16 protein-coding genes are annotated in these 17,809 nt (G+C 47.4%); 12 read left to right on the top strand and 4 right to left on the bottom strand.

Translation table 11 applies throughout. From position 1 onward, the window contains the following. The first annotated feature begins 101 nt into the window (after positions 1–101). From HX448_RS08415 to HX448_RS08400, 4 genes are all read left to right on the top strand, one after another. Positions 102–314, top strand: a complete 213-nt coding sequence (locus tag HX448_RS08415; protein ID WP_046736451.1) for a DUF2795 domain-containing protein — start codon at positions 102–104, stop codon at positions 312–314. 5 nt (positions 315–319) lie between these two features. After that, entirely contained in the window at positions 320–2,104 is a 1,785-nt protein-coding gene (locus tag HX448_RS08410) for an adenosylcobalamin-dependent ribonucleoside-diphosphate reductase (RefSeq protein ID WP_102331831.1), read from the top strand. Positions 2,105–2,285: 181 nt separating this feature from the next. Beyond that, entirely contained in the window at positions 2,286–3,944 is a 1,659-nt protein-coding gene (gene cerA, locus HX448_RS08405; protein ID WP_102331830.1) for a reductive dehalogenase CerA, read from the top strand. A gap of 21 nt (positions 3,945–3,965) precedes the next feature. Then, positions 3,966–4,250 (top strand): dehalogenase, encoded by a 285-nt coding sequence (locus HX448_RS08400; protein WP_102331822.1) that lies wholly within the window; start codon positions 3,966–3,968, stop codon positions 4,248–4,250. Positions 4,251–4,521: 271 nt separating this feature from the next. On the opposite strand, the gene HX448_RS08395 is transcribed toward HX448_RS08400, so the two are convergent. The 4 genes from HX448_RS08395 to HX448_RS08380 form a co-directional block, all read right to left on the bottom strand. Beyond that, positions 4,522–5,208, bottom strand: a complete 687-nt coding sequence (locus HX448_RS08395) for a response regulator transcription factor (RefSeq protein WP_102331821.1) — start codon at positions 5,206–5,208, stop codon at positions 4,522–4,524. 1,285 nt (positions 5,209–6,493) lie between these two features. Further along, complete coding sequence (locus tag HX448_RS08390; protein ID WP_046736456.1) at positions 6,494–7,171, bottom strand: response regulator transcription factor; 678 nt, start codon at positions 7,169–7,171, stop codon at positions 6,494–6,496. Next, a complete protein-coding gene (locus HX448_RS08385) occupies positions 7,152–8,822 on the bottom strand; it encodes an ATP-binding protein (protein ID WP_052749520.1) in 1,671 nt (556 codons plus the stop codon). The genes HX448_RS08390 and HX448_RS08385 overlap by 20 nt, the downstream gene beginning before the upstream one ends. A 145-nt stretch (positions 8,823–8,967) precedes the next feature. Next, positions 8,968–9,561: a hypothetical protein gene (locus HX448_RS08380; RefSeq protein ID WP_046736458.1), complete on the bottom strand. Its 594-nt coding sequence runs from the start codon at positions 9,559–9,561 to the stop codon at positions 8,968–8,970. 926 nt (positions 9,562–10,487) lie between these two features. Between HX448_RS08380 and HX448_RS08375 the strand changes: the two genes are divergently transcribed. Genes HX448_RS08375 through mnmA form a run of 8 tightly spaced genes read left to right on the top strand, consistent with a single transcriptional unit; the run spans position 10,488 to position 17,807 of the window. Further along, complete coding sequence (locus HX448_RS08375) at positions 10,488–10,931, top strand: RrF2 family transcriptional regulator (RefSeq protein ID WP_102331818.1); 444 nt, start codon at positions 10,488–10,490, stop codon at positions 10,929–10,931. A 42-nt stretch (positions 10,932–10,973) separates the two neighbouring features. Further along, entirely contained in the window at positions 10,974–12,272 is a 1,299-nt protein-coding gene (locus HX448_RS08370) for an O-acetylhomoserine aminocarboxypropyltransferase/cysteine synthase family protein (protein ID WP_226846735.1), read from the top strand. Between the two features lie 10 nt (positions 12,273–12,282). Continuing rightward, positions 12,283–13,422, top strand: a complete 1,140-nt coding sequence (gene metX / locus HX448_RS08365; RefSeq protein ID WP_336470075.1) for a homoserine O-acetyltransferase MetX — start codon at positions 12,283–12,285, stop codon at positions 13,420–13,422. Positions 13,423–13,428: 6 nt separating this feature from the next. Beyond that, a complete protein-coding gene (gene metW / locus HX448_RS08360) occupies positions 13,429–14,034 on the top strand; it encodes a methionine biosynthesis protein MetW (RefSeq protein ID WP_102331816.1) in 606 nt (201 codons plus the stop codon). Positions 14,035–14,071: 37 nt separating this feature from the next. Next, the gene (gene cysK, locus HX448_RS08355; RefSeq protein WP_226846917.1) at positions 14,072–15,055 is read left to right on the top strand and encodes a cysteine synthase A; all 984 of its coding nucleotides are present in this window, start codon (positions 14,072–14,074) and stop codon (positions 15,053–15,055) included. Positions 15,056–15,071: 16 nt separating this feature from the next. Continuing rightward, complete coding sequence (gene nifS / locus HX448_RS08350; protein ID WP_102331814.1) at positions 15,072–16,241, top strand: cysteine desulfurase NifS; 1,170 nt, start codon at positions 15,072–15,074, stop codon at positions 16,239–16,241. A 9-nt stretch (positions 16,242–16,250) separates the two neighbouring features. Further along, positions 16,251–16,682, top strand: coding sequence for a Fe-S cluster assembly scaffold protein NifU (nifU, locus tag HX448_RS08345; protein ID WP_102331813.1), 432 nt, complete (start codon positions 16,251–16,253; stop codon positions 16,680–16,682). 18 nt (positions 16,683–16,700) lie between these two features. After that, positions 16,701–17,807: a tRNA 2-thiouridine(34) synthase MnmA gene (gene mnmA, locus HX448_RS08340; RefSeq protein WP_226846915.1), complete on the top strand. Its 1,107-nt coding sequence runs from the start codon at positions 16,701–16,703 to the stop codon at positions 17,805–17,807. Positions 17,808–17,809 lie beyond the last annotated feature (2 nt).

Genomic DNA, 17,809 nt, shown 5'->3' with positions numbered 1-17,809 from the left:
AGCCCGGCTTGATACGCTGTGAAACCCCTCCCGTGTGTTCCCTGGATGTAATCGGGGTTCACCGCAGTGCTTGCTAGTCTGTAAAGGTAGATAAGGACTCAATGATCAAGGCAGATCTCGACAGATTAGAAGCAATACTCAAAGGGACCGATGACTCTTTAACCAAGGGCGACATGGTCCACAAAGCCGAATCGGACGGAGCGCCAATTCGTTTACTCGGGTTTCTGTCCAGTCTGCCCGAAGGTCGGTATACCGCGTCCGATCTGAGCTTTATGGCTACTTTCCCGAGCCGGTTCGTTTTTGGGGGACTGTGATGCAAATGCCCAATACACTTGAAGAATCAGTTCCAAAAAAGATGCTCATTTCGGCGAACGCTCTTAGAGTACTTGAGAAACGTTATCTGAGGCGCAATCGTGCAAGTGAGATCATCGAAACCCCTGAGGATATGTTCCATCGCGTAGCCAAAGCGGTTGCGTCAGCCGAATTCAAATACGATCCCGATGCCGATGTTGCGATGGTAGAAAAGAATTTCTATCAGCTTATGATAAATTTGGAGTTCCTGCCAAACTCGCCTACGCTCTTGAATGCCGGTACCGAAGACGGTCAGTTATCCTCATGTTTCGTTCTCCCGGTACATGATTCTATTGAAGAGACGTTCGACGCAGTAAAATATACCGCTCTCATCCATAAAAGCGGCGGCGGCATCGGTTATGACTTTTCGCAGGTGCGCGCCAAGGGCAGTTCTGTGGGCGATCATCCAAATGCCGCTGGTGGCCCTGTAGCCCTTATCGATGTCTTTGCCAGAGCAGCAGATTATATTAAACAGGGCGGCGTCCGCCGCGGATGCAACTCTGTAGTCCTTAGTGTGGATCATCCGGATATCCTCGATTTCATTAAGGCCAAGAACGACCCGTTGGCGCTAACAAATTTCCATAACTCAGTGTCGGTTACGGACGATTTTATGTCGAGGGTGAGATCGGGCGAGAATTATCCCATCATTGATCCTCGGAACGGGAAAGCGACGCTCTGGCTTAGAGCTAGAGATGTCTTTAACCTCATTGTCGATCAGGCTTGGCGAACCGGTGACCCCGGATTCGTGTTTATCGACCGCGTTAACCGCGACAATCCTACACCTCTCCTAGGACGGATGAAAACTATCACCGGCTGCGGCGAGCAGGCTTTACTCCCGTATGAGTCCTGCAATCTTGGCTCTATCAACCTTGCCATGATGCTCAAGAATCAACCCGAGGGACTTGAGATCGATTTCGAAAAGCTTTCAAGGATTGTCCCGTTGGCAGTACGTTTCCTTGATAACGTAATCGATATCAACCGTCTCCCCTTCCTCGAAGTCGAGCAGGCGACGAAGCGAACCAGAAAGATCGGTCTGGGCGTCATGGGTTTTGCCGACATGCTCATACGACTCGGCATCCCTTATAACTCGACAAAGGCAATCACCGTGGCTGAAGAAGTCATGGAGTTTATCACCGACCTGGCACACAAGGCTTCGCAGCAACTGGCAATTGAACGAGGCGTGTTCCCGGCCTGGAGCGGCAGTGTTTATGAAGCCGAGGGGATGCCGATGCGCAACGCCTGCTGCACCACCATCGCCCCGACTGGAACCTTATCAATTATCGCCGGGGTATCTAGCGGCATCGAACCAATCTTCGCAGCGGTTTTCGTTCGCAACATCCTAGAAGGGGAAAATCTGCTGGAGATCAATCCATATTTCGAGGAAGCAGCCCGGGAACGCGGCTTCTTCACCCGTGAGCTTTTTGAGCAGTTGGTAACATCAAACCACCTTCATCTCAGGAAAGAGATCCCCGAAGACATACGTAAGATATTCGTGACCGCGCATAGGGTGTCTCCAGACTGGCACGTCAGAGTTCAGGCAGCTTTCCAGCGGCAAACCGATAATGCCGTTAGTAAGACCGTGAACTTCCCCAAGAGCGCCACCAGAGCAGATATCGCCAAGGTTTTTATGATGGCATACGAGCAAGGACTTAAAGGAATCACAGTGTACAGGGACAAGAGCCGGGACTTGCAACCACTTTGTACCAGTGAGACTGGAATGAATCTTGTTGGCCGACGGTTCAAAAACGATTAGCGTTAGAAATCAAAGTTATTGGAGAAAGGAAGAATATCTAACATAGCTTGAGTAGCTTTGTTTTTTCCAACCCTTGAATGTGCATGTGATAGCTACGAAGGAGGCGCGAGTGCAGCTTGGCATCCGGGAGAGACCGGAAAAATCAGCACAGATACCAGAAGAAAGAAGGAGAAATAAATCCATGTCCAATTTCCATTCAAGCATAAGCCGAAGAGATTTTATGAAGGGCTTGGGTCTGGCAGGTGCAGGTGGGCTGGGTGCCGCTGTACTTGCGAACAATAATCTGCCGGTTGAGTTTAAGGATCTTGATGACGTGCTATCTGCAGGTAAAGCCTTAGAGGGTGACCATGCTAATAAGGTAAACAACGAGCCGTGGTGGGTTAAAACCAGAGAACATGAAAACCCCACCTGTAATATTGACTGGAACCTGATAACCAGATACAGCGGCTGGAATAACCAAGGAGCCTATGTGCTGCCTGAAAATTACCTGTCACCAGATTATAACGACAGACGACATACAATTGTTGATTCGGTAATAGAAGGTACCCAAGGGAAGAAACGGATTGACACGTTGTGGTATCAAACAGGGATAAACTGGATGAAAGACAATATTGATCCGGATTACTACGCTGGTTGGCAGGGCTTTGGTGACCGTAAGGAAGATGCTTTAATTTATGCCGCTACAGCTGGCTCGCATAATATCTGGAATAATCCGCTTTACGGAAGTAATCGTTACAATGGCTCCCGTCCGTATCTCTCACTGCGCACCATGACCGGCCTAAATGGCTGGCATGAATTTGGCTATACAGACGTCAAGCTTCAGGATTACCCGAAGTGGCAGGGTACGCCTGAGGAAAACTTGATCATGATGCGCACTGCAACACGATACTTTGGAGCATCTTCCATCGGTGCCATTAAGATAACAGATAATGTAAAGAAGATCTTTTTCACCAAAGCTCAACCTTTTCTCTTTGCGCCCTGGCATCACGTTATGAAAACGACTGAGTATATTGAATACCCGGTCCCGGTGGATAATTATCCCATACCCATTGTGTTTGAGGATATACCCGCAGACCAGGGGCATTACAGCTATAAGCGTTTCGGTGGTGATGATAAGATAGTAGTACCCAATGCGCTGGATAACATCTTCACCTATACCGTTATGCTTCCTGAGAAGCGCTTCAAATATTCGGATTCGATAGGCATGGATGTTGCTTCCTGCATTGCCTACCCGCTATTTACCGAAGTAGAGGGACGCCTGCTGCAATTCATTTCAGGCTTGGGATATAACTCCATGGGCGGTGGTGTCGAGGCTTGGGGGCCCGGTGGTGCCTTCGGTAACCTTAGCGGCCTTGGCGAACAAGCCCGCGTATCCAGTATTATTGAGCCACGCTACGGCTCCAATACCAAGGGTTCTTTGAGAATGCTTACAGACCTGCCTCTCGCCCCTACCAAACCGATTGATGCCGGTATCCGTGAGTTCTGCAAGACCTGTGGGATCTGTGCCGAAAAATGTCCCGGACAAGCCATATCCCACGAGGGCCCACGCTATGACTCGCCTTACTGGGATTGCGTGAGCGGTTATGAGGGATGGCACCTTGATTATCACAAATGTATCGTTTGTACCAATTGTGAGGTATACTGCCCCTTCTTCACTATGTCTAACAACTCTTTTGTGCATAACGTGGTTAGGGCGACACTTGCCACCACACCAGCATTCAACGGCTTCTTTAGGAATGCGGAAGAAACATTCGGATATGGCCCGCGTTACTCCCCAAACGGTGATGAATGGTGGGCTTCGGTAAACCCAATTCGCGGCGCAAGCGTAGATATTTTTTAAGGAAGGATGGATTAAATTATTATGGGTGGTGTTTTATATTATCTCTTAGTTGGCGCAGTGCTTGGCGGAGCTGCAGTTTGGTTTGTTACCTACACTCACTTTAAGAATAGAAACTTTAAATGGTGGGAGTGGGTTTTAATGGCTTTAAGTCTGCTTTTAGTGCTGTCTGTTTTCCAGCATATGTATGCGTCTATGCGTGTGGAGATGGAGTTCCAGAGTGCATTTATGTACCTTGCTATCTTCGGTGGCATTGCACTCATTTTGGATCTTATCGTCCTACGAACATACAACCGCAGAAAAGAATAAGGCGAATGCCAGTTTATTAGCTTCAGAAGCTAAGTAAAAGTCAGAGGGGGGAGTATAATGGCTCCCCCCTCTGACTTTATAAGAGCTGACTTTCTTCCCGAAAACTGGCACAACTGGAATTAGGGGAATTCTTGTAAATTAGTAAGTTCGGGGGGAAGGTCAGTCACACTGCCTCAAATAGTAGGAAGGACGAAATATGAAGCTAATTGCCGGTCCTTGACGCCAGCAGGTTGGGGAATTTAGCAGAAATTCGAGGCTGGCTAATAGCCAGTTACGAAATGGGTTTAACTAATCGGTACCCAAGACCCGTCTCAGTAACAATCATTGATGGGCTTTTAGAATCATTGCCCAGTTTTTTCCGAATTCGGTCTATATAAACACGGATAGTTGCTGATGATTCTGTCCAATCGTCGCCCCAGATTTTATGGGCGAGATTGCTATACGTAACTATATTTCCGGCATTCTCCATCAAATGGCGAAGGATGATGTTTTCCGTCCTAGTTAAACGAACTTCTTTGTCACCAACGTGAACCCTATGAAGACTCGCATCTAATCGGAGTAGGCCTGCAACTATATACTGGTCTTGGTTGACCCCCCGGGATCTCCTTAAGATTGATTTAGCACGCGCTAACAATTCCAATGGGTGGATAGGCTTGCTGATGTAATCATCTGCTCCAAATTCAATCGACCTGATCAAAGAAGATTCATCATGATCAATATCAATCACAATGAGAGGGACAGAGGAGTACAGCCGTATAGCTTTTATCATCTCGAAACTGTCCACATCTGGAATAGCCAAATCAAGAATTACTAAGTCTGGTGGCTGTTGTTCAAAGGAGACCAGCCCTGCATTTCCCGTCGCTACATTAACGAGAATAACCCCTGGCACACACATGTTGAAAATAGAACCAATGGCTTCTATGTCCGACTTTACTGGCTCTAGGAGCAAAATATTCACAAATTCCCCCTGTTAATTGGCCACGATAAAACATCGTACGAAGAAACGACTGAATCGTACAAATTCTAACCGCGAGACAAACCATCGATAATTTGCGGTCTAGGCTTGTCCAGATATAAAACTAGATTTTCAAAACCCCATTCATGCAGATTCGGCGGCTCAACGTTGGATGGAAAATTTGGATGGACAATTCACCTTTATTTTGCCTTTCGTTTTCAATTACTGACGTTTTAGGTTTGTTAATGGACTCACAAGTTTCTCAAGCAGACATTATATCGATCGAAGGTGGCGCTCCAGGTAAATATCGGCGAACAATTAGTTAATTACGGTAACTAATTGTTACTGACGAATATGTTATCGTAAATAATCAGGGGAGGTTGTTCAAATCCAAAAACAACAGGCCGGGCGAGTTAAACCAAAGAATAAGATCCCACTCCAACTAAATAGTATCGCCAAGATCTAAGGTCGTTCGCTAAAAGGAACCGTTCAAGGGCTGTTTAATTGATCGATAAGAGTCTACTAGATGGTAGATCGTCACTGTGACAAAGGGAGCCTAAGCCGGGAAAACCAACGAACTGTGCAGCAAAGCATATTGTCCCTGACAGCATCCGCCATAAGAGAAAAGCAAATACACTGGTGTTTCGATCAGCGAGCTCAAATGACTTAACCCTTGGAAGATGACAACCGAAGTATCAAAACAAACCACAGCCGACAGGCGCTTGGCACTTGGGTGCTTAAAGAGTTTGTGGTATAAATTTATTGAGCCCAAGCCAGGGTGGTGGGCGGTGGAGTTTGCCAGGGCGAATCTCGGGCTCATGATGGGAGTGTCTGTATCTTTGCTGGCGCCACTCGGTGTTCAAGCATCATTTACCGATTTTTGGGGAAACTGGATAAGAAGATCGAGAAGCCACGTGAATGGGAGATCGTATTGCATTCATTCGTAGAATTTGCGCTCGCTAAGGATGGAGTTGAGGATGGTGAGGAGAAAGGCTTTAGCACGTATTTCAGTGGGGATTGACGGCCGGCCTATCGTTGTACATTCGATTGAAAATAAAGAAGCTCTTTCAGCGCATGGTCGATAATGAACTCATGCGTCGGATTATGATCCCCGAAGAATTACCTCATCAGGGGCATCCCGCGGAACATTGAAAGACAGATTTTCTGCTTAACCGAGCATTTTCGGACGAGTATGGCTGGAGGTTCAATTTTACCTCAAATACTGTTTGTGTTCTGCTTCATAGGCCAACATTTTCAGCACCCTGGTAATAGATCCGTTAACAATGTTCTAACTAATTTTCAATATGTAGCCTCGCCCGGGACTATTCAATATCATTTTTGAAGAGGTCCTGTCCTCTATTTTTTTTCGCAGTCTTAAAATATATGTTTTTAGACTTGCCCGGGCACCGGCATAATAATCTCCCCAAAGTATATCGGACAATTCTTCATAACTCACAACCTTATTAGCGTATTTCACCAGGAGGTAGAATATTCTTCCTTCGCTTGTTGTAAGATTTATAGGTTTATCATTATCCCAAACCTGTCTCAAAGAATCTCCAAAATGCAACGATCCACAAGAGATAGTTAAATCCTCCTCATAAAATTGCTTATTTACTAGTAGTCTTTTTACTCTCGCTAATAGTTCCAATTGTCTAAAAGGTTTTATAATATAATCGTTAGCGCCCAAAGATAGGGCTTTTACTACATCACTCTCTTCACCTCGAACAGATACGATTAGAACCGGAATCGGAGAAAACGCCCTTATTTGCTTTAAGACTTCGAATCCGTTTATGTCCGGCAATCCAAGATCAAGAATCACAATATTTGGTTCAAAAGTGGAGATAAGATCGATTCCTCTATTCCCATTGCACGCTGATTTTATTCTAAAGTTTGGGCAACCGATTTGAAATATGGTGGTTATTACATCTACTATTAACGGATCATCTTCAACTATAAGTAAGTTCATCGAATGTTTTTCTCCTCACTGTTAGAACCTCGTCCGATAATAACTCGTTTAGGGGTATACTTACGGCAAATATATTTCCTTGACCTTGAACTGTTTCGAACCAAATATTCCCATTGTGCAATTCGACTATCATCTTTGATAAAGCCAACCCTAACCCTAAGCCGTTTAACTTATCCCTGTCTCTTTCTAGTCGGTGGTATGGTTTAAATAAGGAAGCTCTTTCAGCCTCAGGGATAACGCTTCCTGAATCGATAATTTTAAATATGACCTTGTCCTCTATAGTTTCACATTTTAGAGTAATACGGCCTTTTTCTGGAGTATATTTAATGGCGTTATCTAGCAAATTTAACAATACTTGCCTGATTCGTTCTTTATCTGCCATCAAAAGACCGGCGATTTCAGCACATTCAAATGATACCGCAATATTTTTCTTTTTAGCTTGAGGTTCAATGTATTGGAGAACGTTAGATGTCATTTCTACCCAATCGAAAGATTGTTTTCGAATACCGAGAATTCCAACTTCACCCCGTGCTAATTCTAGTAATTCATCTATTCGTCGATTAAGATTCTCAGCTCCAGTATTTATATTTTGAGCTAATTTTAAAAATGATTTATTCTTAATACCTACGACAAGTACGTCACTCGCAGCAATGATAGGTGTAAGCGGGGTTTTAAGTTCGTGTACTAAAGCCCTAGTAAAATCATTCCGATTCTGTATTTGTTGCTCAAGTTCTAACCGCAACGAACTTTCCTTTTTGAGAGCATCTTCCAGCGATTGTTCTATGTTTTTCCGTTGGGTTATGTCTTCTATTTTACCGATGAAAGCCTCGATCTCTCCACTGCTCGTAAATTGCGGGCATAACATTTCACGGATCCACTGCATTTGACCTTTTTCATTCACAACGCGATATTCCTTTTCCATAGGCCGGTGGAACCCACGGGCTATACTATCATTAATAAAATCATTGCGTTCATCGATGATCTTATCGCGATCTATATCGAAATAATACTTTTCCGAATATTTGGAAAGGAAAGAATTTGCAAATTCTTGCGGGGAAATCCCCATTATATTTTTGATAATTGGGCTTATAAATGACACCTTCATTTTCTTGGGGTCGATAGAGTAGATCGCATCATTCATATTTTCAAGTAATATTATTGGAACGGTGTTGTTCTTAAGTTGTATTATTGGACCTCTATTAGTTGCGCCATTTATACAAACATGTTCGAAGGCTGTACTTAAAGCAGCACTAAATACGTCAGTATTTCCCTTGATATAGTTATAGGGCATCCCGAAGGATTTACTGAAATCTCGAATTATGTCTTCATCGAATTCCGAATTGTCGTAGTTGAATACGTCAATTTGCTTTATCCCAGAAATTTGTAAAACGTTCCCATTTGCACTATTGGCCCCGAACCCTCTCTCCATTTCCTTTTTCCATCGTTTAATAAAAGAAACATCCAAAAACCATGATTCAGAATTCGCGTATTCTAAATATTTATCCTCTCCTAGCATGATTTCGAAACAATTATTGCCAGGAATCTTGTACACGTTGTTTCCATAATAATCTGCCCCGACCCGGTTCAGGTCAGGATGACAGGTACCATATATGATAATTGTAGAATCATTTGCTAATACTGATTTATCCATTTGTTTGCAAACAGTCTCCCCTTCGACATTGAACAAACAACACGGCAGTATCGGGTAAATAGTAAATTCGCAATCGTGAATATTATGAATAACAGATCTAACGTGATCCAACATTGTAATACAAGACACTAATCCAATTCGCACATTACTCTCCCTCAGATAGATTAAGCACTAAATCGTTGATGGCATTCGGTATATCGAGAATATGTTTCGGGTATAAACATTGTTTGAATGGTGTTTTTAATTCGGGGATTAAATTAAATACATTTCCCCCAATTAACATCGTGTATTTGTTAGTAGGGTTATTCCTCAGAACGTTTAGGACAGGCAATTGATGATATTGATTAACAGTGACGACCATTATGGGTAACAGTGATTCTGAAACTAAATTTGGAGGTAGTTCGTGATTTGGGAACATAAATCTCTGGGTTCTTATTCCAGATAAAGCCAATAGAATTTCGAGAGTAATAATAGCAGTCGGAATAATATTCGAAAAATATACAACCGGAATCTTCTTTGCGTATTTATAATCCAGTGTGAGGCGCGAACATTTTACCTTAATATAATTTAAAGTGGCAATAAATTCTGCGGCGCTTAGACTTTTGCCGTTATCCCAATTACGGATCACGTCGATTGTAAGGTCTAATAATTGCGATTGTGATAGATCCGGGAGCCCATTCAAATTGGAATTCAATAAATTAGAATAAAAAGGCGAAGATTTGATGCTTATTGCAGGCATATCAACCCTCCAAACGCAAAGTACCATTAACTTGATGATACCAAAAACTAGTATATCACAATGGTAAATAACGGTAACTAGATGGTAACTAAATGGAGCCGCCTTTAGGCAATATTATACATTGTCATGCGTTTCCTATGCTTGTTGAACGTTAGCTAAAAAGCGGATCGGCCGTTAGTCTAACACGCCTTTGCTTTGAATAGATGTGATACAGCATTTATTAACCCAACTGTGTGAAACTGAAAATGCACACACGATCGCCACTCCGTTAATGACCCGCTAAACAAATCAAGCTATTGTTCAACTCATCCTTCGCGCACCGACATTTCCCAACCAAAGTTTAGCTACACACTAGTGGAACGACCGTTTTTGGGCATTATTTGAACGGTTGGTTATTTCTTATTTAATACGTTGCCAGTTCCACTATCAATGTGCCATTCATGTTTCGCGATGCTGAAGCCCGTCGGAATATTAAATTTGACGACCCACGTCCTGCCCTGCTTATGGACGTCGAAATTGGAGGGTCGCGGCCCCATCGGATTTAGATAATATGAGTTCACGATTTTTTCAGCGTCCCCAGCAGTCTCAATCTTCGACATTTTGCCTCCAAAAATATTATGCTAAGAGTATAGCCCTCTGGAGTAAGCCCAGCAAAAAGAACAATCGCCAGGATTGTAGGGTGACCACAAAATAGTATTTTGTGCAACGTAAGTTTAACACCGATCAATTTAACCCTCACTGATTGTGGGATTTGAATATCATATTCCGATAACCTCAGCCGCTTCCGAACACTTACCTCTAGCAAAAACACAAATCCCTTAAATTTCCTCGGCTTGTTGGCAATTAGAAGGGTTGACAACACTCTTTTGGCATTGTATCATGACTATGTTGACCTGTTTACTCAACATATGATATGAGGGATTAAAATGAAACTTGGCACTAAGGCCCGATACGGTACCCGAGCTCTGCTTGACCTGGCTCAACACTACGGCGATGAAGTAGTTCCGTTAAAAGACATAGCCAGAAGGCAACAGATTTCATTACCTTACCTCGAACAGCTTGTTGGGCCGCTGGTCGACTCGAGATTGATTCAATCCGTCCGTGGCAACCACGGAGGTCTTAAACTTGCGAAGCCGCCGGAGTCTATCCGGCTGAGTGAGGTGGTCTGCCTGCTGGAAGGCCCCATCGAGCCGGTGTACTGCATTCACAGCCCCGACAAATGCAACCGGTCCCAATTTTGCGCCACCAGAGATGTGTGGGACGACGTGGGCAAGGCTGTAACCTCGGTGCTGGATCAGACGACACTGGCCGATCTGGTGAGCCGCCAGCAGGCGAAGATGTCTCCTTCTACTGACATGTATTACATCTAATCAATGCTTCGTAAACAAAATAAAAGACAGGAGACATCAAGATTGAGCGCTTTTAAACTGGACACTATTGTCGTCCATGCGGGTCAGGAAACTCCAGATCCAGCCACCGGTGCCCGTGCCGTGCCCATCTACCAAACAACTTCATATGTCTTTAAAGATTCGGATCATGCCGCCAACCTCTTTGCTCTCAAAGAGTTCGGTAATATCTATACCCGCATCATGAACCCCACGACAGACGTCTTCGAAAGGCGGATCGCTGCCATCGAAAACGGTGTCGGCGCGTTGGCAGTAGCTTCAGGTCAAGCCGCCGAAACGTTGGCTCTCCTAAACATCACCCGCCCCGGTGACGAGATCGTTTCGCTCAACAACCTTTATGGCGGAACCTATGAGCTTCTGCATTACACCTTTCCCAAACTGGGGCGCCAAGTCAAATTCGTGCCTTCAGGCAACTCAGAGGCGATCAAAAAAGCAATTACTTCAAAAACCCGCGCCATTTACGCAGAAACCATCGGCAACCCCAAACTAGACGTGCCGGATTTTGCTGCCATCGCAAAAATTGCTCACGACGCGGGAATCCCCTTTGTTGTGGACAACACCGTCGGCGTCGGCATCGTCCGACCATTGGAACTAGGCGCTGATATCGTAGTTGCCTCGGCCACGAAATATATCGGCGGCCATGGTACTTCTATCGGCGGAGTCATTGTCGACGGAGGTAAATTCAATTGGGACAACGGCAAGTTCCCGGATTTCACCGAGCCGGATCCCACTTATCACGGACTTAAGTTTTGGGATGTGTTCGGCAATTTCCCCGGCATGGGTAACGTGGCCTTCATCATCAAAGCCCGCGTCCAACTTTTAAGGGATATCGGCGCGTCACTATCTCCTTTCAATGCATTCCAATTTCTGCAGGGGATAGAAACCCTGACGCTGCGGCAGGAAAGACATTGCGAGAATGCCCTTAAGGTGGCGAAATATCTTTCGTCTCACCCTTCGGTGGCATGGGTAAATTATCCTGGCCTGCCGACCAATCCAAACTATTCGCTGGCTCACAAATACCTCGGCGACAAATTCGGCGGACTGGTTGGCTTCGGCATTAAAGGCGGATTAGAATCTGGACGCAAGTTCATAAACTCAGTAAAGCTGCTTTCTCATTTGGCCAACATCGGCGATTCTAAAAGCTTAGTCATCCACCCTGCATCCACAACACACCAACAACTCACCGCCGAAGAGCAGGCTGCCACCGGCGTCAGCCCGGACTATATCCGGCTGTCGGTAGGTATCGAACACATCGACGACATTCTGGAAGACATCGACCAGGCGCTTAAACAGGCGGCAGCCTAACGAGAACCCTATGATGGACACAGAAACAAAAGGACTGGGAACAACCCAGACTGAACATTTAGACCTCGCCCGGCTTGAACTTGAGTCGGGCGAGGTGATCGCACCGGTAACGCTGGCTTATGAGACCTACGGCAAACTAAATCCTGACAAGTCCAACGCGGTGGTCATTTGCCACGCACTCACCGGCGATGCCCATATCGCGGGTGTGAATGCTAAGACCGGGATGACTGGTTGGTGGGATTCAATGGTCGGACCGGGCAAAGCATTCGATACCGATCACTACTTCGTCATCTGCTCCAATGTTATCGGCGGTTGCCAGGGATCGACCGGGCCGTTGTCTCCCAACCCAGCTACCCGCGAGCCGTATGGCTTGGACTTCCCAATCATTACGATTGGCGACATGGTGGCAGCCCAGGCAAAACTTGTTGAGCACCTTGGTATCGAACGACTTCTGAGTGTCGCTGGCGGCAGCATGGGCGGCATGCAAGCCCTTTCTTGGGCTGTAAAATTCCCGAAACACGTCAATTCAATCATCGCCATCGCCACCACCGCTAAACACTCACCCCAGCAGATCGCCTTCAATGAAGTGGGACGGCAGGCAATTCTTTCCGATCCACACTTCAACGACGGCAAGTACTACGGCGGTAAACTGCCGGAGCGCGGGTTGGCGACGGCGCGGATGGTCGGCCACATTACTTATATGAGTGATGAATCCATGGCCGAGAAATTCGGGCGACGGTTCCGTGAAGCGACATCAGGCCAAAAATTCGCCGCCGATTTCGAGGTTGCGGGTTATCTTCAATACAAGGGTGATAATTTCGTAAAACGTTTTGATGCCAACTCTTACCTCTATATTACCCGCGCCGTAGACCTTTTCGATCTAGCTGGAGACCAGGAACTTCCGGCGGCACTTACCCCATCTCGCCGCGCCCCATTCCTGGTCCTGGCTTTCAAGAGCGATTGGTTATACCCCTCCTATCAATCTCGAGAACTGGTGCGCGGCTGCAAACTGGCAGGTGTCGATGTTACTTATTGCGAGATCAATTCCACCTACGGCCACGACGCCTTCCTCCTGGAGGTTGCTGAAGAAACCCACCTTATCCGCCATTTCTTGCGCAAGGTATCGAGCGGGATAACAGCAAAGGTTTAATCGAAAATGAGCGCTATTACGAAAGACCATGAGGTTATCGCCGGACTCATAACCCCCGGATCGAGTGTGCTTGATCTGGGCTGCGGCGAGGGTGAACTCATGGCCTATCTCGCGGAGCGGCGGCAAGTCAAAGTCCGAGGCGTCGAAATTGCCGAACCCGCCATCTACAGTTGTGTCGGCCGCGGCCTATCGGTATCTCACCAGGATATCGATAACGGATTATCCGACTACGGTGATAAGTCCTTCGACTGTGTCATCCTCAACCAATGCCTGCAGCAGGTTAAATCGCCGCAGACGGTGTTAGCCGAGGCGGTCAGGGTGGGTAAAAAAGCCATTGTCGGGGTGTCGAATTTCGCCCACATATCGGCTCGGTGGCAACTCGGTGTCGTCGGGCGGGCACCCGTAACACCTGCGCTACCCTTCCAGTGGTTCGATTCCCCTAACCTTCATTTTTTGTCCCTTTCGGATTTTCACAACTATTGCAGAGATAATGGCATCATGATTGAAAAAGTAATCTATCTGAATAAGGAATCGAAAGTCCGGTTGCTACCTAACATTTTCGCCCAGACCGGCATCTTTCTAATTTCAAATAAAAAAATAGAAAACGCATAAGGAGTCTGACATGGCAACCGAGCGCAAGATCAAAAAAATGACTTTCAGGAGCAAAAGCTTTCCGGTTCTTACCCGAGGCATCGCTGCCGATATCACCGAGACCATCGGCAACACGCCTCTGGTCCGCCTTAACAGGGTGACCGCTGGCGTTGGGACAGTAGTCGTCGCCAAGTTAGAATCCTTCAACCCGCTCCATTCCGTCAAAGATCGCATTGGAGTGGCCATGATTACCGACGCCGAAGCATCCGGCCATTTGAAGCCCGGCGGCACAATGGTGGAACCAACTTCTGGAAACACTGGAATTGCTCTGGCTTTCACTGCTGCCGCAAAGGGTTATCACCTTATCCTGACCATGCCTGAGACATTCTCTATGGAACGCCGCCAACTCATGGCCATCCTGGGAGCGGAGATCGTACTGACTCCAGGCGCTGAAGGTATGGGTGGCGCTATCAGGCGTGCCCAGGAGATTGCCGATACCAACCCCGATTATTTCATGCCTCAACAGTTTAAAAACCCGGCGAACCCCGAAATCCACCGACTGACCACTGCGGATGAGATCTGGCGAGATACGGAGGGGCGGGTCGATGCTCTGGTCGCTGGCGTCGGCACCGGTGGAACGATCACCGGCGTCGCCGAAGAATTGAAGAAACGCAAGTCTTCTTTCAAAGCGTACGCCGTGGAACCGGCGGCTTCGCCGGTATTGTCGGGCGGCAAACCCGGCCCGCACAAGATCCAGGGTATCGGCGCTGGTTTCGTGCCTCAGGTTTTGAGAACCGATCTTATCGATGAGATAATTCAGGTATCAAATGAGAATGCCGGTGTCATGGCTCGCCGCCTGGCGCGCGAAGAGGGCATCCTGGCCGGCATCTCCTCCGGCGCCGCTACTTGGGCGGCGGTGGAACTGTCCAAGCGGCCGGAGATGAAAGGCAAACTCATCGTCGTGGTGCTGCCGGATACCGGCGAACGCTATTTGTCCACGTGGCTTTTCCAGGAAGTTTATCCCACTCGACCAGTGGTGTAATAAAAGAGGCATCAAGATGAAACAGGTATATCTGGATAACGCGGCAACGACGCCGGTCGACCCAAGGGTTAAGGCAGCCATTTTGCCCTATCTCGAAGATTTATACGGTAACCCATCATCCGTGCACAGCGCCGGGCAAAACGTCCGCGCTGCAGTGGAGGAAGCGCGCAGCAAGGTTGCGGCACTCATCAATGCCCGTTCCGATGAAACATATTTCACCAGCGGCGGCACCGAGTCCGATAACTGGGCGCTCAAGGGTACGGCCTGGGCCAAGGCCGACAAGGGCAATCACATCATCACCAGCGCTATCGAGCACCATGCAGTCATTGAAAGCTGCCAGTACCTTTCCAAACATGGTTTCGATATTACATTGATCCCTGTGGATAAATTCGGATTGGTCGACCCCGACGATGTGAAAAACGCCATCACCCCAAAAACCATCCTGATCTCGGTCATGCACGCCAATAACGAGATCGGCACGATCCAGCCGGTGGAAGCTATCGGCAAGATCGCCCGGGAGCGCGGAGTTCTCTTCCATGTCGATGCAGTGCAAACTGCCGGGCACCTTCCGATAAAAGTCAATGACTTTAATATTGACCTGCTGTCGATTTCAAGCCACAAGCTCTACGGACCGAAGGGCGCCGGCGCCATGTATATCAGAAAAGGTGTCCGGATAGAATCCCTACTATCCGGGGGCAGCCAGGAGCGCGGTAAGCGTCCCGGCACTGAGAACGTGCCCGGCATCATCGGTTTCGGCGCCGCAGCCGAAATTGCCCAAACTGAAATGAGCGCCGAAGCCGAGAGGCTAACCATTCTCCGCGACAGACTGATCAGAGAACTACTGGCTCGTATCCCGGATTCACACCTCAACGGCCATCCAACTTTGCGGTTGCCCAACAACATCAACATCTCCTTTGATTACGTCGAGGGAGAATCGCTCCTCCTTAACCTGGATTTTGAAGGCATCTGCGCGTCCACGGGCTCAGCCTGCTCTTCTTCATCTCTGGAACCTTCTCATGTGCTGCTGGCCTGCGGTAAAATCGCTGAGGAGGCGCATGGTTCGCTCCGTTTCAGCCTTGGAAAATCCACTGAAGTTGAAGATATAGACACGGTTGTGGAAGCCTTACCCCGGATCGTAAACAAATTGAGAGCCATGTCGCCGTTAACCCCGCGAGCGGCTCATTAGGAGATATTTATGGCAAATATTGGACCCGCAGCCTATAGCCCCCTGGTGATAGATCACGTCAGAAATCCGCGCAACATCGGTGAAATGGAGAATCCCGATGGCATCGGCCGGGTAGGCAACCCTATATGCGGCGATGTCATGGAGCTCTATATCAAGGTCAAGGACGGCGTCATCACCGATGCATCCTTCAAGACTTTCGGCTGCGGAGCTGCCATCGCCACCAGTTCAATGGTGACGGAAATGGTCAAGGGCAAGACCATCGCTGAGGCGCTGGAAATCTCCAACCGGACAGTGGCCGAAGCCCTGGGCGGCCTGCCGCCGGTGAAAATGCATTGCTCAGTCTTGGCGGAGGAAGCCTTGAAGAAAGCCCTTGAAAACTACTACGAACGTCGAGGCGAAAAGCCTCCGCTCGAGGTAACAGTGTCCGACCATCACCATTAACTATTTCCGCGTCAATTCATATTTTCCCATCAAAACTATGTTGTATCAATGATTATGCCAAAGGTTCTCGTTGCCTTGAGCGGTGGCGTCGATTCGGCCGTGACTGCGGCTCTGCTCAAGGATGACGGCTACGAAGTCACCGGCATCATGATGAAAATATACAAGGGTCATGGACCGACTGCGGACACCCGAACGAGGCACGGCTGTTACGGACCCGGCGAATCCGAGGATATCGAAGATGCCCGCAAAGTGGCTGAGAAGCTGGATATTCCCCTGGAAATTTTCGATCTCAGCCGTGAATACGAGTCGGACATTCTGGGATATTTTGAAGCAGAATATCAGGCTGGCAGGACGCCAAATCCTTGTATTCGCTGTAACCAGGGCATTAAGTTGGGTATTCTCATCGATAGAGCTCGAAGTTCCGGACTGGATTTTGATTTCGTCGCCACGGGGCACTATGCCCGCTCAGAATATGACAATCTTTCCGGTCGTTACCAACTCCTTCGCGCCCGTGATCTAAACAAAGATCAGACTTATTTTCTATCAAGTTTGTCGCAAGATCAGCTCAAGATTATCCGATTCCCTCTTGGAGAACTTACCAAAGAAGAGGTGCGGGGATTGGCTGAGAAATACGAATTACCGGTAGCCGATAAAGCCGAAAGTCAGAATTTTATTGCCGGGGGTTACGGCCAACTCTTGAAAGGCAAAACTGATAATGGACTGATTCTGGATGCGAATGGAAAACAAGTGGGTACTCATCCTGGAGTGGCGTTCTTCACGATCGGCCAGCGTCACGGATTAGGTCTTAGCGGTGCAGAACCATTATACGTAACAGAAATTGACCCGATACGGAATAGTCTTACAGTCGGAGATAAAGTCTCGCTAATGCGTTCCAGTGTCCTCGTGCAAGACCTGAATTGGATCTCAGTCGAACGAATTAAGGTTCGTTTAGGAGCAGGCGTAAAAATCCGATCCTCGGGTAAGATGGTTTCTGTGTTGTTAGAACCTGAAGGGACTGATCGAGTGATGGTTCTCTTCAAAGAACCTCAGATTGCACCAGCGCCAGGTCAGACGGTAGTTTTTTACGATGACGACCGAGTCTTAGGGTCTGGAGTTATGACATGATA

The sequence above is a fragment of the Dehalogenimonas etheniformans genome, from assembly GCF_014672715.2.
Classification (GTDB): domain Bacteria; phylum Chloroflexota; class Dehalococcoidia; order Dehalococcoidales; family Dehalococcoidaceae; genus Dehalogenimonas; species Dehalogenimonas etheniformans.
This window is presented reverse-complemented; position numbering and strand designations above follow the sequence as displayed.